At 60.5% G+C, this 13,444-nt stretch carries 18 protein-coding genes; 6 read left to right on the plus strand and 12 right to left on the minus strand.

Annotated features, from left to right (window positions below; genetic code table 11):
* Positions 1-32 precede the first annotated feature (32 nt).
* From VE26_RS06935 to VE26_RS06945, 3 genes are all read left to right on the plus strand, one after another.
* Positions 33-641 carry a DUF1176 domain-containing protein gene (locus VE26_RS06935; RefSeq protein ID WP_052715737.1) on the plus strand — a complete coding sequence of 203 codons (609 nt, stop codon included), beginning with the start codon at positions 33-35 and terminating at the stop codon, positions 639-641.
* Between the two features lie 9 nt (positions 642-650).
* Positions 651-1,085 carry a DUF1801 domain-containing protein gene (locus VE26_RS06940; protein ID WP_052715738.1) on the plus strand — a complete coding sequence of 145 codons (435 nt, stop codon included), beginning with the start codon at positions 651-653 and terminating at the stop codon, positions 1,083-1,085.
* 306 nt (positions 1,086-1,391) lie between these two features.
* Positions 1,392-2,867 carry an AMP nucleosidase gene (locus VE26_RS06945; protein WP_046104303.1) on the plus strand — a complete coding sequence of 492 codons (1,476 nt, stop codon included), beginning with the start codon at positions 1,392-1,394 and terminating at the stop codon, positions 2,865-2,867.
* Between the two features lie 6 nt (positions 2,868-2,873).
* Here the strand turns inward: VE26_RS06945 and VE26_RS06950 are convergent, their stop codons facing one another.
* The 3 genes from VE26_RS06950 to VE26_RS06960 all read right to left on the minus strand — a co-directional run bounded on the left by VE26_RS06950 (position 2,874) and on the right by VE26_RS06960 (position 5,945).
* A complete protein-coding gene (locus VE26_RS06950) occupies positions 2,874-3,443 on the minus strand; it encodes a hypothetical protein (RefSeq protein ID WP_046104304.1) in 570 nt (189 codons plus the stop codon).
* A gap of 169 nt (positions 3,444-3,612) precedes the next feature.
* On the minus strand, positions 3,613-4,890 hold the full coding sequence (eno, locus tag VE26_RS06955) for a phosphopyruvate hydratase (protein WP_046104305.1): 1,278 nt from the start codon (positions 4,888-4,890) through the stop codon (positions 3,613-3,615).
* Between the two features lie 92 nt (positions 4,891-4,982).
* Positions 4,983-5,945 carry an NAD-dependent epimerase/dehydratase family protein gene (locus VE26_RS06960; protein ID WP_046104306.1) on the minus strand — a complete coding sequence of 321 codons (963 nt, stop codon included), beginning with the start codon at positions 5,943-5,945 and terminating at the stop codon, positions 4,983-4,985.
* Positions 5,946-6,037: 92 nt separating this feature from the next.
* On the opposite strand from VE26_RS06960, the gene VE26_RS06965 reads away from it, so the two are divergent.
* Positions 6,038-6,469 (plus strand): VOC family protein, encoded by a 432-nt coding sequence (locus VE26_RS06965; protein WP_046104307.1) that lies wholly within the window; start codon positions 6,038-6,040, stop codon positions 6,467-6,469.
* Between the two features lie 3 nt (positions 6,470-6,472).
* Here VE26_RS06965 and VE26_RS06970 read toward each other — a convergent pair whose 3' ends face one another.
* Positions 6,473-7,063: a hypothetical protein gene (locus VE26_RS06970; RefSeq protein WP_046104308.1), complete on the minus strand. Its 591-nt coding sequence runs from the start codon at positions 7,061-7,063 to the stop codon at positions 6,473-6,475.
* A gap of 126 nt (positions 7,064-7,189) precedes the next feature.
* On the opposite strand from VE26_RS06970, the gene VE26_RS06975 reads away from it, so the two are divergent.
* On the plus strand, positions 7,190-8,260 hold the full coding sequence (locus VE26_RS06975; protein WP_084620080.1) for a serine hydrolase domain-containing protein: 1,071 nt from the start codon (positions 7,190-7,192) through the stop codon (positions 8,258-8,260).
* Positions 8,261-8,280: 20 nt separating this feature from the next.
* The gene (locus VE26_RS06980; protein ID WP_046104309.1) at positions 8,281-8,886 is read left to right on the plus strand and encodes a DNA-3-methyladenine glycosylase I; all 606 of its coding nucleotides are present in this window, start codon (positions 8,281-8,283) and stop codon (positions 8,884-8,886) included.
* Positions 8,887-8,917: 31 nt separating this feature from the next.
* Here VE26_RS06980 and VE26_RS17400 read toward each other — a convergent pair whose 3' ends face one another.
* The 8 genes from VE26_RS17400 to VE26_RS07015 all read right to left on the minus strand — a co-directional run bounded on the left by VE26_RS17400 (position 8,918) and on the right by VE26_RS07015 (position 13,442).
* Positions 8,918-9,094: a DUF4169 family protein gene (locus VE26_RS17400; protein ID WP_084620081.1), complete on the minus strand. Its 177-nt coding sequence runs from the start codon at positions 9,092-9,094 to the stop codon at positions 8,918-8,920.
* A 2-nt stretch (positions 9,095-9,096) separates the two neighbouring features.
* Positions 9,097-9,576 carry a GNAT family N-acetyltransferase gene (locus VE26_RS06985; RefSeq protein WP_046104310.1) on the minus strand — a complete coding sequence of 160 codons (480 nt, stop codon included), beginning with the start codon at positions 9,574-9,576 and terminating at the stop codon, positions 9,097-9,099.
* Between the two features lie 39 nt (positions 9,577-9,615).
* The gene (locus VE26_RS06990) at positions 9,616-9,930 is read right to left on the minus strand and encodes a chorismate mutase (RefSeq protein ID WP_046104311.1); all 315 of its coding nucleotides are present in this window, start codon (positions 9,928-9,930) and stop codon (positions 9,616-9,618) included.
* Positions 9,931-10,101: 171 nt separating this feature from the next.
* A complete protein-coding gene (locus tag VE26_RS06995) occupies positions 10,102-10,419 on the minus strand; it encodes a hypothetical protein (RefSeq protein WP_046105123.1) in 318 nt (105 codons plus the stop codon).
* A 121-nt stretch (positions 10,420-10,540) separates the two neighbouring features.
* A complete protein-coding gene (gene gatA, locus VE26_RS07000; RefSeq protein ID WP_046104312.1) occupies positions 10,541-12,025 on the minus strand; it encodes an Asp-tRNA(Asn)/Glu-tRNA(Gln) amidotransferase subunit GatA in 1,485 nt (494 codons plus the stop codon).
* Between the two features lie 33 nt (positions 12,026-12,058).
* The gene (locus tag VE26_RS07005) at positions 12,059-12,544 is read right to left on the minus strand and encodes a GNAT family N-acetyltransferase (RefSeq protein ID WP_046104313.1); all 486 of its coding nucleotides are present in this window, start codon (positions 12,542-12,544) and stop codon (positions 12,059-12,061) included.
* The gene (gene gatC / locus VE26_RS07010) at positions 12,545-12,832 is read right to left on the minus strand and encodes an Asp-tRNA(Asn)/Glu-tRNA(Gln) amidotransferase subunit GatC (protein ID WP_046104314.1); all 288 of its coding nucleotides are present in this window, start codon (positions 12,830-12,832) and stop codon (positions 12,545-12,547) included.
* Positions 12,833-12,917: 85 nt separating this feature from the next.
* Complete coding sequence (locus VE26_RS07015; protein ID WP_046104315.1) at positions 12,918-13,442, minus strand: hypothetical protein; 525 nt, start codon at positions 13,440-13,442, stop codon at positions 12,918-12,920.
* Positions 13,443-13,444: the final 2 nt, after the last annotated feature.

The raw sequence follows: 13,444 nt of genomic DNA on the forward strand, positions 1-13,444 counted from the left end.
CGCGTTTTCGGCTTCGACATAAGGGATGTGCGATGATCCGTCCATTGCTTTGGCTGCCGCTGGCGGCGCTTTCGTTCACTTCGGCATCGGCACAGGAGCCTTCGCTCGAAGAGCAGGCGCGCGCTCTCCATGCGCTGGCCGGCGGCACATATTGCGAGCCCTTCGAAGGCGGCTATGTGCCAGACGACGATTATCTGCAATGGACCATCACCTACCAGCCCAGCTGGAGCGAAGATGCAGAAGAAGAAGAGGTGATACTGATACGCCTCTTCTGTGGCGCCGGAGCCTATAACATCCAGCACGCCTATTATATCCACCGGGAATATGAAGGCTTGACGCCCCTGGCTTTCGCCACGCCCAGCATCGACGCCGTCTATGACGGCGAAGACGGCATTGATGGAGAGCTGGAAAGTGTGACCACGGCCGGCATGTCGACCAGCCTCATCCTGGTAAATTCCGACTACGATCCTGAGACCCAAACGATCACCTCCTTTTCCAAGTGGCGCGGCATCGGTGACGCCAGCTCGTCCGGCACGTGGGCATTCAAGGAAGGTGAATTCGTCCTCATTCGCTACGATGTCGATGCGAGCTACGATGGTGAGATCAATCCGGAAACCATCATCGATTACGGCCAGAACTAGGAGCGAGTTGTGGCGCCGCAGGAAACAACGCCTGTCGATCACGACCTCGCCGGCCTTCTGGACTCGCTCGCCCTCCTCAAGCGAGATGACAGCTTGGCGCTTATCGCCATTCTGTCCGAGGTGACGGGTGAAAACCCGGTTCGCTGGGGCAGCATGATCGTCTTTGGCCATTATCACTATCGGTACGAGAGCGGCCATGAAGGTGCGACCTTCGTTGTGGGTTTTGCTCCACGAAAAACCGAGTTCAGCCTCTATCTGCTCAATTGCAGTGATCCAGCAGGCGATCACCAACGCCAAGCGCTCCTTGCTCGCTTGGGTAGGCATCGCATGGGCAAAGCCTGCATTTATATCAAGCGCATGGCTGACATTGACACGGAAGTCCTGCGTCAACTCGCCCTATTGGGCACGGATGCTGCTCGTCGGGCGGAGGCGAAGAAAGGATAAGGCCGCCGCGGCATTGCTGCCGGGCGGCCTCAATCGGAGAGCGGTCCACCGCGCTGTTGAGGGCTTGGGGGACAAGCGGTAAACCGCCTCCGCTCATCGGGTGCATGGGTCGCTTGCCTTGCCGATGAACTGCTCGGAAGATGGGGGCCAATTGCGGCAAGAAAAGAGCGGGTCACCGAGTTGTGAAGCCGGGACATCGGGCTTCTGGGCGCCGTTGAGAAGGCGTCATGTGCCTTCTATAATCCGGGTAGATGTTCACGATTCCAGCTAAGCCACCCGATCCGCGGGTTCGCGCCAGAGGACAACATGACCACCCTCACTCCGCCGCGTCTTGAAAAGCAGTCTTTTACCGATCCGGCTGAGGCGTGGGCTCATGTGGCCCAGATCTACCATCGCAACTGCGATTTCATTCGCTCCCACCTGGAAGGACTGACAGCCGGTAAGGTGCCGGAGGGCCGCGTACGTGCCTTCTATCCCCAGGTGGAAGTGCGATCGACCAGCTATTCCAAGCACGAGAGCACCCTGCCCTATGGCTACCTGCACACGCCCGGCATCTATCGGACAACTGTGACGGCGCCCGACCTGTTCAAGGGTTACCTGCAGGAACAGTTTGCCGTCATCCTGCGCAATCATGGCGGCACTATCGATGTGGGCGAATCGGAAACCCCGATCCCGCTTCATTTTGCGCTGGGACCCCGTGACCATGTCGATGGTGCGACGCTCAACGCCATGGATGTGCCCTTGCGCGACCTGTTCGACGCACCGGACCTGGCCAATACCGACGACGAGATCGCCAACGGCACTTATGTGCCGCCCCGGGGTGGGCCCTACCCGCTCTCGGCGTTTACGGCGCCGCGCGTCGACTATTCCCTGTTTCGGCTGGCCCACTACACCGGCACCGATGCCGAGCATTTCCAGAACTTCGTGATTTTCACCAACTACCAATTCTACATCGACGAATTCTGCCGCATCGCCAAGGGCTGGATGGCTGAGAAGCACCCGCATTACCAGCGCTTCATCGAGCCCGGGAACGTGGCCACGGACAATATGCTGACCGGCGGCAGCGTCACCGGCAATCCTCCGCCCCGCGCCCCGCAAATGCCCGCTTATCATCTGGTGGGGGATCGCGGCCGCGGCATCACGATGGTCAATATCGGCGTCGGTCCGTCCAATGCGAAGACCATCACCGACCATATCGCGGTGCTCCGGCCCCATGCCTGGATCATGCTCGGCCATTGTGCCGGGCTGCGAAACAGTCAGGAGCTGGGAGACTATGTTCTGGCTCATGCCTATGTGCGCGAAGATCACGTTCTCGATGCCGACCTTCCCCTGTCCGTTCCCATACCTGCTCTCGCGGAAATTCAGGTGGCCCTGGAGCAGGCGGTTGAGGAAGTCACTCACACAGCAGGCGTGGAAACCAAGAAGATCATGCGCACGGGCACCGTAGCGACCTTTGACAACCGCAACTGGGAGCTCTGGGATCAGACTGAGATCACCCGACAGCTCAGCCAGTCGCGCGCAGTGGCGCTGGATATGGAATCAGCCACCATCGCTGCCAACGGCTTCCGCTTCCGCGTGCCATACGGTACCCTGCTTTGCGTCTCCGACAAGCCATTGCATGGCGAACTCAAGCTGCCGGGCATGGCTTCAGACTTCTATCGCACACAGGTCAACCGACATTTGCAGGTCGGCCTGCGTGCCATGGAAATCCTGCGCGACCAGCCGGCGGAACGCCTTCACTCGCGCAAGCTCCGCAGCTTTGCCGAGACCGCTTTCCAGTAGGCAGGCCTATCGCATCTGCCTGATGACGATGACGGCAAAGGCTGCAAGACCCACTGCCGTTGCGTCCTCAGGTGCAACCACACGATAGAGCGTCACATCTGCGTCGGAATCGACCGAGAGGATCTCGTGCCCCATAACGGTCTGGATGTCCGCGTCGCCGCCCTCGAAAGCATGGGCGACCTCGTCGAAGTCATTGCCGGCGATTGCGCAACGAATCATGCCGCCAGCGGCACTTTCTATGGATACGACCAGGTCATCGCGCTGCAGTGTAGCCGCGTCCATGAGTAAGGCTTCTGCACGCTCGTGGACCGCGTCGATATGCCGATCATAACCGCTGCCCGTCGTGACATCGGGCAGTCTTTGCATCGCCAGGATCGGCTCTGCAACAGCTTTGAGATTGTCTACATGGTCCTCGTTGGACGTCGGGAACGCCCATCCTTCGGCCTGAAATGCGCCTATGATGCCTTCGAATGTGGGTTCACCGCTGATGCAGGGCTGCCAGCTCTCCGATGAATGAGCGTGAGTCGGTGCACTTACCGACAGAAGGGCAATGGCGGCGATGGTAAGTCGGCTCATAGGGCGTCTCCACATGTCTCCAAGATGAGACGATGAATGTGCGGCCGACCTTGGCGCGTAACCGAAAAAAATCTCGTTCGACGCCTGGCGGCCGAGAGGCGCACGCGATGCCACCGAAAAGAAAAAGCCCGGTGTCACCACCGGGCTTTCAGAGCGGAAAACGAACAGATCAGCGGCCCTTGACCACCGAATAGCCGGCATAGCGGGCAGACGAGCCCAGCTGTTCCTCGATGCGGATCAGCTGGTTGTACTTGGCCATGCGGTCGGAGCGGCTGAGCGACCCGGTCTTGATCTGGCCGCAATTGAGCGCGACGGCGAGGTCGGCAATCGTCGAGTCCTCGGTTTCACCAGAGCGGTGTGACATCACCGAAGTATAGCCAGCACGATGGGCCTTATCGACGGCGTCCAGCGTTTCGGTCAGCGAACCGATCTGGTTGACCTTGACGAGGATCGAGTTGGCAACACCCATCTTGATGCCGGAAACCAGGCGTTCGGAATTGGTGACGAACAGATCGTCGCCGACCAATTGCACCTTCTTGCCGATGGCCTCGGTCAAGGCCTTCCAGCCATCCCAGTCGTCTTCGGCCATGCCGTCTTCGATGGTGATGATGGGGTAGCGGTTGGCGAGATCCTCGAGGAACCGGACATTCTCGTCCGAGGACAGGGACTTGCCCTCGCCCACCATTTCGTACTTGCCGTTCTTGTAATATTCCGTGGCGGCGCAATCGAGGCCGAGGAACACGTCCTCACCCGGCTTGTAGCCGGCCTTCTCGATCGAACGCATGATAAAGCCGAGCGCTTCATCTGCAGAACCGAGGTTGGGCGCGAAGCCGCCTTCGTCGCCGACATTGGTATTGTGGCTCTCGGCGCTCAGGCCCTTTTTGAGGGTGTGGAAGATTTCCGACCCGATACGCACGGCATCGGCAATGGAATCGGCGCCAACCGGCAGGATCATGAATTCCTGCATATCGATCGGGTTATCTGCATGCTCGCCACCATTGATGATGTTCATCATCGGCACTGGCAGGACATGGGCGTTCGGACCGCCGATATAGCGGTAGAACGGCAGGTCGCTCGATTCGGCAGCGGCCTTGGCCACCGCCAGCGACACGCCAAGAATGGCGTTGGCGCCGAGCCGGCTCTTGTTGGCTGTACCATCGAGCTCGATCATCGCCTCGTCGACGGCGCGCTGGTCGAGCCCATCGAGGCCTTCGATTTCCTCGGCAATGACGGTGTTGACGTTCTCTACGGCCTGGGTCACGCCTTTGCCGTTGTAGAGATTACCGCCATCGCGCAGCTCGACTGCCTCGTGAGCGCCGGTCGACGCACCAGAGGGCACGGCGGCGCGGCCGAAGCTGCCATCATCCAGCACCACATCGACTTCAACGGTAGGATTGCCGCGGCTGTCATAGATCTGGCGGCCCTGGACGTGGATGATAGAAGACATGAAGTGCCCTTCCCGGTCATTGCGTGGGGTAGTGCTGACTGTCTAGACGCGCCTCGTGACAGAGGAAAGAGGGCAGAAGCGAAAAAAGCGCATCAGCGCGGCACACCAATCCGCCCATTTGCGATCAGCCAGCCCAAAGCATCCTCGACAGCAGCGAGGGACGTATAGCGTGGCGCATAGCCGAGCAGGCGCCGGCCTTTCTCGATCGAACAATTGGGACTGCGAACGACATGCTCCCAACTGGCCTCCGCGTTGTCCTTGCTTTGCCGGGAAGCCCATTCTTGCCAGCCGGCAAAGGCCAGGTTCGGCTCGTGGCCAAAATAACGATACATCGCACCCGCATAGTGCCGCAACGTCACAGCGCCCGGCGAAACCGCATGGAACGCCTCGCCGACCGAGGCGCCCCAATGCGTCATGGCCAGCACCAGCAGCTGCGCGATGTCGTCGGCATGGATATGGTGGACGGTCTCCATACCGAAATTGGGCAGCTCAAGCACCTCGCCGCGCGCAATGGTTTCAAACACGGAGAGATCGAAATGTCCTGCTGGATTGAGAGGGGCCCAGCCCCGGCCCACGATATGGCCGGGATGGATGATCGTTGCTGGAAAGCCGGTACGGCGGGCCAGGTCGAGAAGATGCGCCTCGATTGCTGCCTTCTGGACGCCGTAGTCGCCGAACGGTCTCTTTGTGACATCTTCGGGCGTCGGCACGACCTCGGCATGTCCATGCGTCCAGATGGTACCGATATGGAGAAAGTGCTGGACCCGACCCGCGACCGCCGCAGTCATCTGCCGGGCGCTTTCCAGCGTAAAACAGATATTGTCGATGACGACGTCTGCTCCGAGGTCTGCAATGGCTGCCCCAAAGCGCCCCCGTGCCTCCTCTGCCTCGCGATCGAGCTGGATCTGTTCAACATCCGACCAGGCCGGATCGGGCAGATAGGGCTTGGCCTGCCCCCGTGATACCGCGACCACCTTGTGTCCGGCTCGCACCAGCCGCGGCACCAGATAGGTTCCGATATGTCCGCTCGCTCCGATAATGACGATGCGTGCCATGAAAACTCCTCCCGCCAACTGGGCCTCCCAGCCATCCTGTCCTAACATGTCAGTTCGGGCTGTCCAGCCCGTGATTCCGGAGGAGACAAGACGTGACCAAACCCCTCGTCAAACAGGTGGCCCATACCTGCATTTTCGCACGCGACCTCGACGCGGTGGAAAAGTTCTACACCGACATCTGCGGCGTCGCGCCCAAGTTCGATTTCAAGCGGGGCGAGTCACGCATCGGCTTCTACCTCGATTTCGGCAATCGCACTTTCATCGAGGTTTTTCTCAAGGGAGAGAGCCGTTTCGAAGAGAGCAACCAGATCAACCACATCTGCTTCGAGACCGACGATATCGACGCCTTCATGGACAATGCACGGGCCAAGGGCGTCGAAGTGACGGACAAGAAGCTGGGCGTCGATCACACCTGGCAGTGCTGGCTGGCCGATCCCAGCGGGGTAAAGCTGGAAATCTTCCAGTACACCCCTCAAAGCATGCAGTTCGGGCCCGATGGCGTCGTCTGTCAGGTGGACTGGTAAGCATCAGCTGGGGCAGCGACCCCAAACCTCGGCCTCACCGTCTGCACGCACATTGACGGTGAGGTCATCGCTGGGCCTCCAGATCGTCAGGCCGGCTTCAATCTCCGCCCGGACCTCCGCAATAGCGGCGTCGCGCACCACTTCCGGCACGTTCTCAATCCCAGAAATCTCGAGGATATAGGCATCGCTGACGACTGTCGTAAACACGCGGCTATCGGCAGAGACGGGCTCCATCTCAAACAAGCCGAGATCCTCTCCCAGAGGACTGCGCTGTTCGACACGGAATGTGTCCGGGCCGGTTATTGTGTAGGTGACTATGTTTTCCCAGTCGTCCGCACAGGTTCTCTTGATGGCATCCTCCAGCCTCTCGCGATTACTCTGCGGATCCCGCTCCCAGTTGCGAACCGTGCTGACCAGGGTGAACCAACGTCCGCCGATATTCTCGACGATAGCGCTTGCAGCCTCTGGTCCACCGAGAGCCTCGAATTTGCTCGCATTCACCAGCGGGGCAATGCGATCGATCTGGAGCGCCAGGTCCTCGTATGCGATTGCAGGCGGGGCCGAAACAAGAACGAGAACAAAGGCAAAGCGCATAGGAATCTCCTGTCATCTACTTGCTTAGGACGTCGCCAGGGCGACCAGCCTTGGCCTGCACGCTGAATTTTGTCCGTGCCATGCCTGCGTTCACGATTTTGCCGCACGGCAAGGAAAGGAAGGGGTATGTGGATTCGCATTTCAACTTTCGCCGCCATCCTGGGCCTGCTGCCCGTGAGCACTCTCGCCCAGGATCTTGAGGCCATTCTCGACAAGGCTTCCGATCTCGAGCCGCTGGAGGTCGTCATTGTCGCCCGCGAGGGGGAGATTATCGCCGAACGCGGTTATGATGGCCACTCGCCTGATGCTCCCACGAACATCAAGTCGGCATCGAAGACCGTAATCTCCGCTCTGGTTGGCATTGCGATCGACAAGGGCATTTTGGACGGCGTCGATCAAAGGGTAGCCGACCTGTTACCGGACGATCTGCCCGAGGACGCCGATCCGCGTCTTGCGCAGGTAACGGTGGGCAATCTCCTGTCGATGCAAGCAGGTCTTGCACCCACGTCCGGAGCAAATTATGGTCGCTGGGTAGTCAGTCGCAATTGGGTCCGCTCCGCACTGGCTCAGCCATTCGAGACCGACCCGGGTGGGCGCATGCTTTATTCCACCGGGTCGTCCCACCTGCTTTCCGCCATTCTGACGCAGGCGGGTGGCGAATCTACCCTGGCCTTGGCGCGCGACTGGTTCGCACCCGTCGACGACTTCGCCATTGGCGGCTGGGAGCGAGACCCGCAGGGCATTTATCTGGGCGGCAATCAGATGGCGATGAGTCCACGCTCGTTACTGGCCTTCGGCGAGGTTTTTCGCAATGGAGGCCTGGCCAAAGACGGCACGCGCATTGTCTCGGAAGACTGGATCGCCCAGTCCTGGTCCGAGCGCACCCAGTCACGCTTTACGGGCGACGGCTATGGCTATGGCTGGTTCCTTCGCGAAATGGGTGGCGAAGATGTCCGTTATGCCTGGGGCTATGGCGGTCAGATGCTCTATGTTGTCCCCAGTCTTGAGCTCTCGGTCGTCATGACATCGGACGAAAACCTTCCCTCGGCAGGCAATGGGCACCGAGATGCGCTCCACGCCCTGCTGACGGAGATTGTCACGACCATACGCGACGACGGTGAGACGGAACACTCTCGGCCCAACCCGGACGAGACCGTTGACGTCGGTGCTCCGTCGCTGTCCCCTGACCCGTCTTAGGTCCCATCGAAAGCGTTGCCATGATGTCGAGCAGTCCGGGCCCTGATGGCCTTTTACGGTGTAGCTGGTGCACGGCGACGCCGGAATATCTGCGCTATCACGACGAGGAATGGGGTTTTCCTGTCGTGGATGACATTCGACTGTTCGAAAAGCTCTGCCTGGAGAGCTTCCAGTCAGGCCTCAGCTGGCGCACAATTCTTGAGAAGCGTGAAAATTTCCGCGCCGCTTTCGCCGGGTTCGATTTTCGGCGCATGGCCCTCTTTGGCGAAGCCGATGTTGGTCGGCTCCTTGCCGATGCCGGTATAGTAAGGCACCGCGGCAAGATCGAAGCGGTCATCAACAATGCCCGCCGCGCCTGCGAAATGGTCGACACCGAAGGCTCGCTCGCGGCCTATTTCTGGCGATTTGAAGCACCCGAAACCGATGAGCCCCCCGTTTTCCGAGCCACTTCGCCCGAATCCGAGCGGCTTTCCAAGGATTTACGGAAACGCGGTTGGAAATTTCTGGGGCCCACCACGACTTATGCCTTCATGCAGGCCATGGGCATGGTCAATGACCACTCGGCGGATTGCGTAACGCGTCAAGAAACGGCAGCAGCCCGCCGGGCCCTTAGGCGCCCGCAATAGGGTTTGCGGCGCGCCGTTTTGCAAGTGCTGCTCAGTCTTCGCGCTTATGCCCGTCGATATGCTTTTCAGCGCGGTTGGTCTCTGCCAGAAGCAATCGCTTCTCCGCCTTGCTGCGGCCGAATTTGAGCCTGTTGGCCTCTGCCTCGACTTCTTTGGCGCTGCGCACTTTCTGCTTGCGGGCCATGCGGAGGTTGACGATTTCGCCCATGTCTATTGCCCGTCGATCGCGCCCGCATAGGGACTCAGTCGTTTTTCCAGGTGTACGCTGGCGAAGGGATCGTGGCCCCCGCGGCCCTGCGATCTGAGCGCAAGGATGCGATAACCCTGGCGCTCGTAAAACCGCACAGCGCGCACGTGATCGGCAGGGGTTTCAAGATGTATTCGCGTCGCGCCCTCGAGCTCGAACATCATTTCCATCCGTTCGAGCAGCATGCTGCCGATACCGTGGCCTTGGATTTCCGGCAGCACGAAGAGAAATGGGATATAGAATCGCCCTGCCTGGCGCGAACACCAGCCGACGACGACGTCGTCGATCTCGGCCACGATGGCATGCCGCCATCCCTCGCCGACGGCACGGACCAGCCTGCGTCGCTCCGCGTCGCGCATCCCTTGGCGTTGTACCAGCAGCGGCAGGATGCCGGTTTCCCAAGCACGATACCCGATATCGGCCAGACGAGGGGCATCGGTCATTTCCGCCTTGCGTATCCGAACCCCTGGCAATCTGGCCTCCTATTTGGCGCGCCGTCGTGCGGCGATGATGCCCTTCTCGTAATTGATGTTCCAGTCGATCAGGGTCCGCCAGATAAGTTCGGCCTGATCCTCGTCCAGATCAAGGTCCAAACTGCGCGCCCGCACTTTCGTGATGATCGCCTCGATGCGCTTGGGGTCATAAGCCTCGTGCGGGTCGGTCTTGATCTCGGCCATGCGCGTCACATAGCCATGCCGTTCTGCAAAGAGACTGATCAGCGCCTGATCGATCCGATCGATCTCGGCGCGGACATCGTCCTTGGAAGCACATTCGGCAGGCAGCTTGGCGGCGGTCACGGCAAAGTCCTCGGCTTTGAAAAACGCTGCTGTTGGTGTGCACCGGAGGCCAGCCGATTTCAACCCGCAAGCATCGGCTCCATTGGCCAATCCCTCATCCGGCCAACATCAATCCGATTGGAATGGCTGACGTCCTGATCCGGAAGGGCAGATGCAAGCGGATTGAAAGACTCAGTGCTTGGTCACATCGCTCAGGGCTGCTGCGATATGTTCCCATTCGGAACTCACGCTCGCGGTGGCGCGGCGCTTGCCGGCGCGGCGATACCAGTAATCGGCATTGCCCATATCGGCTTCGATCCAGTGCATGAGCGCGTGTACCCAGTCGAAGGCCTGAACGCCCTCCATGGATTGCACAATATTGTGCGCCTTTTCCCATTCGGGACCGACCCGAAATTCACCCTTCTTGAGCCACCACAACGCCTGCAATGGTTTGCTCATGTCCTTGGGCGGCTCGGACCAATCGAGCGTGGTGAAGATATCAACGGCCATCGGCGACATTCCTGTTGGCCCGGACGCTGCCATGGGGTGCGTCGCTACCAGTTTCAACTTGTGCATTGGCCGCAAATAGTGCGGAACGGCGGCGCAATCAAGCGCCGCCCCATTGCAACACTTACCACCAGGGCTTTGGCGCGAAGTCGCCGCCGGCGCTCTTCTCGATGACTCGGGCCGCCGCAAACAGCGTTTCCTCGTCGAATGGCTTGCCGATGAGCTGCAGGCCAAGGGGCAATCCCTGCCCGTCCTTGCCCGCCGGAACTGCGATGCCCGGAAGACCCGCCATGTTCACCGTCACGGTGAAGACGTCGTTGAGATACATGGCCACCGGATCGGCTGCCAGCGCCTCGTCGCCGATCCCAAAGGCGGCTGATGGCGTCGCCGGAGTCAGGATGGCGTCGACACCAGCATGGAACGCATCTTCGAAATCCTTCTTGATCAGCGTGCGGACTTTCTGCGCCTTGACATAATAGGCATCGAAATAGCCTGCGGACAGCACATAGGTGCCGATCATGATGCGGCGCTTGACCTCGCGGCCGAAACCGGCGGCACGGGTCAGTTCGTACATGTCGGTGATGTCCTTGCCGGAAACGCGCAGACCGTATTTCACGCCGTCATAGCGGGCGAGATTGGACGAGGCTTCGGCAGGGGCGACGATGTAATAGGCCGGCAGCGCATATTTGGTGTGTGGCAGGGAGATGTCCTTGACCGACGCGCCTTCGGCTTTCAGCCATTCAAGACCCTCGGTCCAGAGCTTTTCGATCTCGGCGGGCATGCCGTCCATGCGGTATTCCCTGGGAACACCGATGGTCAGCCCCTTCACGCCGCGCTCGACGGCGGCGGCGAAATCTGGAACGGCAATATCGACGCTGGTCGAATCCTTGGGATCAAAACCGGACATCGAGGTCATCAGGATCGCAGCGTCTTCCACCGTGCGGGCAATCGGGCCGGCCTGGTCGAGCGAGGAGGCGAAGGCCACCGTGCCCCAGCGCGAGGCGCGGCCATAGGTTGGCTTGATGCCGACCGTGCCGGTAAAGGCCGCCGGCTGGCGAATGGAGCCGCCTGTATCGGTCGCCGTCGCTCCGGCGCAGAGCCAGGCGGAAACCGCCGCAGCCGAGCCGCCCGAGGAACCGCCGGGCACGAGATTGGCATTGCTGCCCTCGGCGCGGAACGGGCTGATCACCGGGCCGTAATAGGAGGTCTCGTTGGACGAGCCCATGGCGAACTCGTCCATGTTGAGCTTGCCTAGCATGACCGCGCCATCGCGCCAGAGATTGGCGGTGACGGTCGATTCATATTCCGGCTTGAAGCCATCGAGAATGTGGCTGGCGGCCTGGGTATGCACGCCCTTGGTGGCGAACAGGTCCTTGACGCCGAGCGGAATGCCTTCGAGCGGACCGCCCTGCCCCGTGCCGAGCTTCTCGTCACTGGCCCTGGCCATGTCGCGGGCCTGGTCCGGCGTCGTCGCCACATAGGCATTGAGGCTCGGATTGGCCGCCTCGATGGCGCCGATATAGGCCTCGGTCAGTTCCAGCGCGGAAAAGCTCTTGTCCTTGAGACCCTTGCGGGCATCGGCAATGCTCAGTTTGGTCAGATCAGTCACGGGAAAATCTCTCGTTCGTCAGTGCAGCGCCGTTCAGGCGACCTGCGCCGGTGCCGCAAGCGGCAATTCAAAAAAGGCCGACCATTCGCTGTCGGGATAATCAAGGAAGGGGCCGCGCGGCACGAAGCCATAGCGCGTATAGAGCCGGTGCGCTTCGGCCATGCCCTCGCCCGCGCCGGTCTCCAGCATCACGACAGGCAGATTGCGCTCGCGCGCCAGGTCCACGATGCGCTCCAGCAACTGGCGGCCCACACGCTGGCCGCGCACCTCCGGCAGGGTGAACATGCGCTTGACTTCGCCCAGTTCCGGCCCATGTGTCTTGAGGGCGCCCATGCCGACAGCCTTTCCGGCCTCGTCGCGCGCCACGAACAGTGTCGTGTCGCTATCGGCCATCTGCTCGACCGTCATCTTGAACTGGAATTCTAGCGGCGACAGCGGCAGCAGGTGATCGTTGAGCGCAGCGACCAGCGCGCGGACATCATCCTGCAAGGGCGTTTCGATGGCGATGGAAACCGCCATTTACTCGACCACCTTGGGCACCATGAAGAAATTGTCTTCGCTCAGCGGCGCGTTGGCCACGATCTTGTCGGCATAGCCGCCGTCGCTCACCACATCGTCACGGCGTCGCAGCGTCATCGGCGTCACGGAAGTCATGGCTTCGACTCCTTCGACATCGACCTCGGACAGCTGTTCGACAAATCCGAGAATGGCATTGAGTTCGTTCTGATAACCGGCGACCTCGTCTTCCTCGATGCGGATGCGCGCAAGGCGCCCGATGCGTTTGACGGTGGCGGCGTCGACGGACATGGCAAACTCCAGAAAGCGATGGCGTGTTGGGCGTTATTAGCAATGCGCCGGGGCAAATGACAATGAAAATGCCTTATGCGCCGGATCAGACTTCCACAGCCAGGCCTGGTTCGAGTGCAATCAGGCTGGCGCCGTCCAGTTTGTGCTGCAGTTTTGCAAACGCCCTGTCCAATTCGTCATCGTCACCCGCCAGCGCGATCAGTCGTGGAAGAGCAATGTCCACGAGGCGCTCGACCCGTTGCGCCAACGTCTGTCCCACGATCACGATGACAGTCTTCTCAGCCCATCGCCCCAGCTGGGGCACCGACCCGGCAATCAGCAGCAGCGGCATATCCTCGTCAGCGTCGATCAGCAGACAATCAGGCGCTGCCGACCAAACCTCGACAGGCCGCACCTGCTCGCCCGCATCCAGCAGGCGCTGACGTGGCCGGGGTTTCCACGCCGGAAGTTCGGTAACTTTCCGATTGCCGTTCAGCCCGATGACATGGTCGGCACCGCTAACGAGTTCATTGGCATCTATGCGCTTCGGAGCAGCACCGGCATCGACCACTACGATCTGCCCGCCCGTATGAATGCGGAAGGTCGTGTTTCCGAACCAAGTAAGTTTCATCT

This window comes from Devosia chinhatensis (genome assembly GCF_000969445.1).
Taxonomy (GTDB): Bacteria; Pseudomonadota; Alphaproteobacteria; order Rhizobiales; family Devosiaceae; genus Devosia; species Devosia chinhatensis.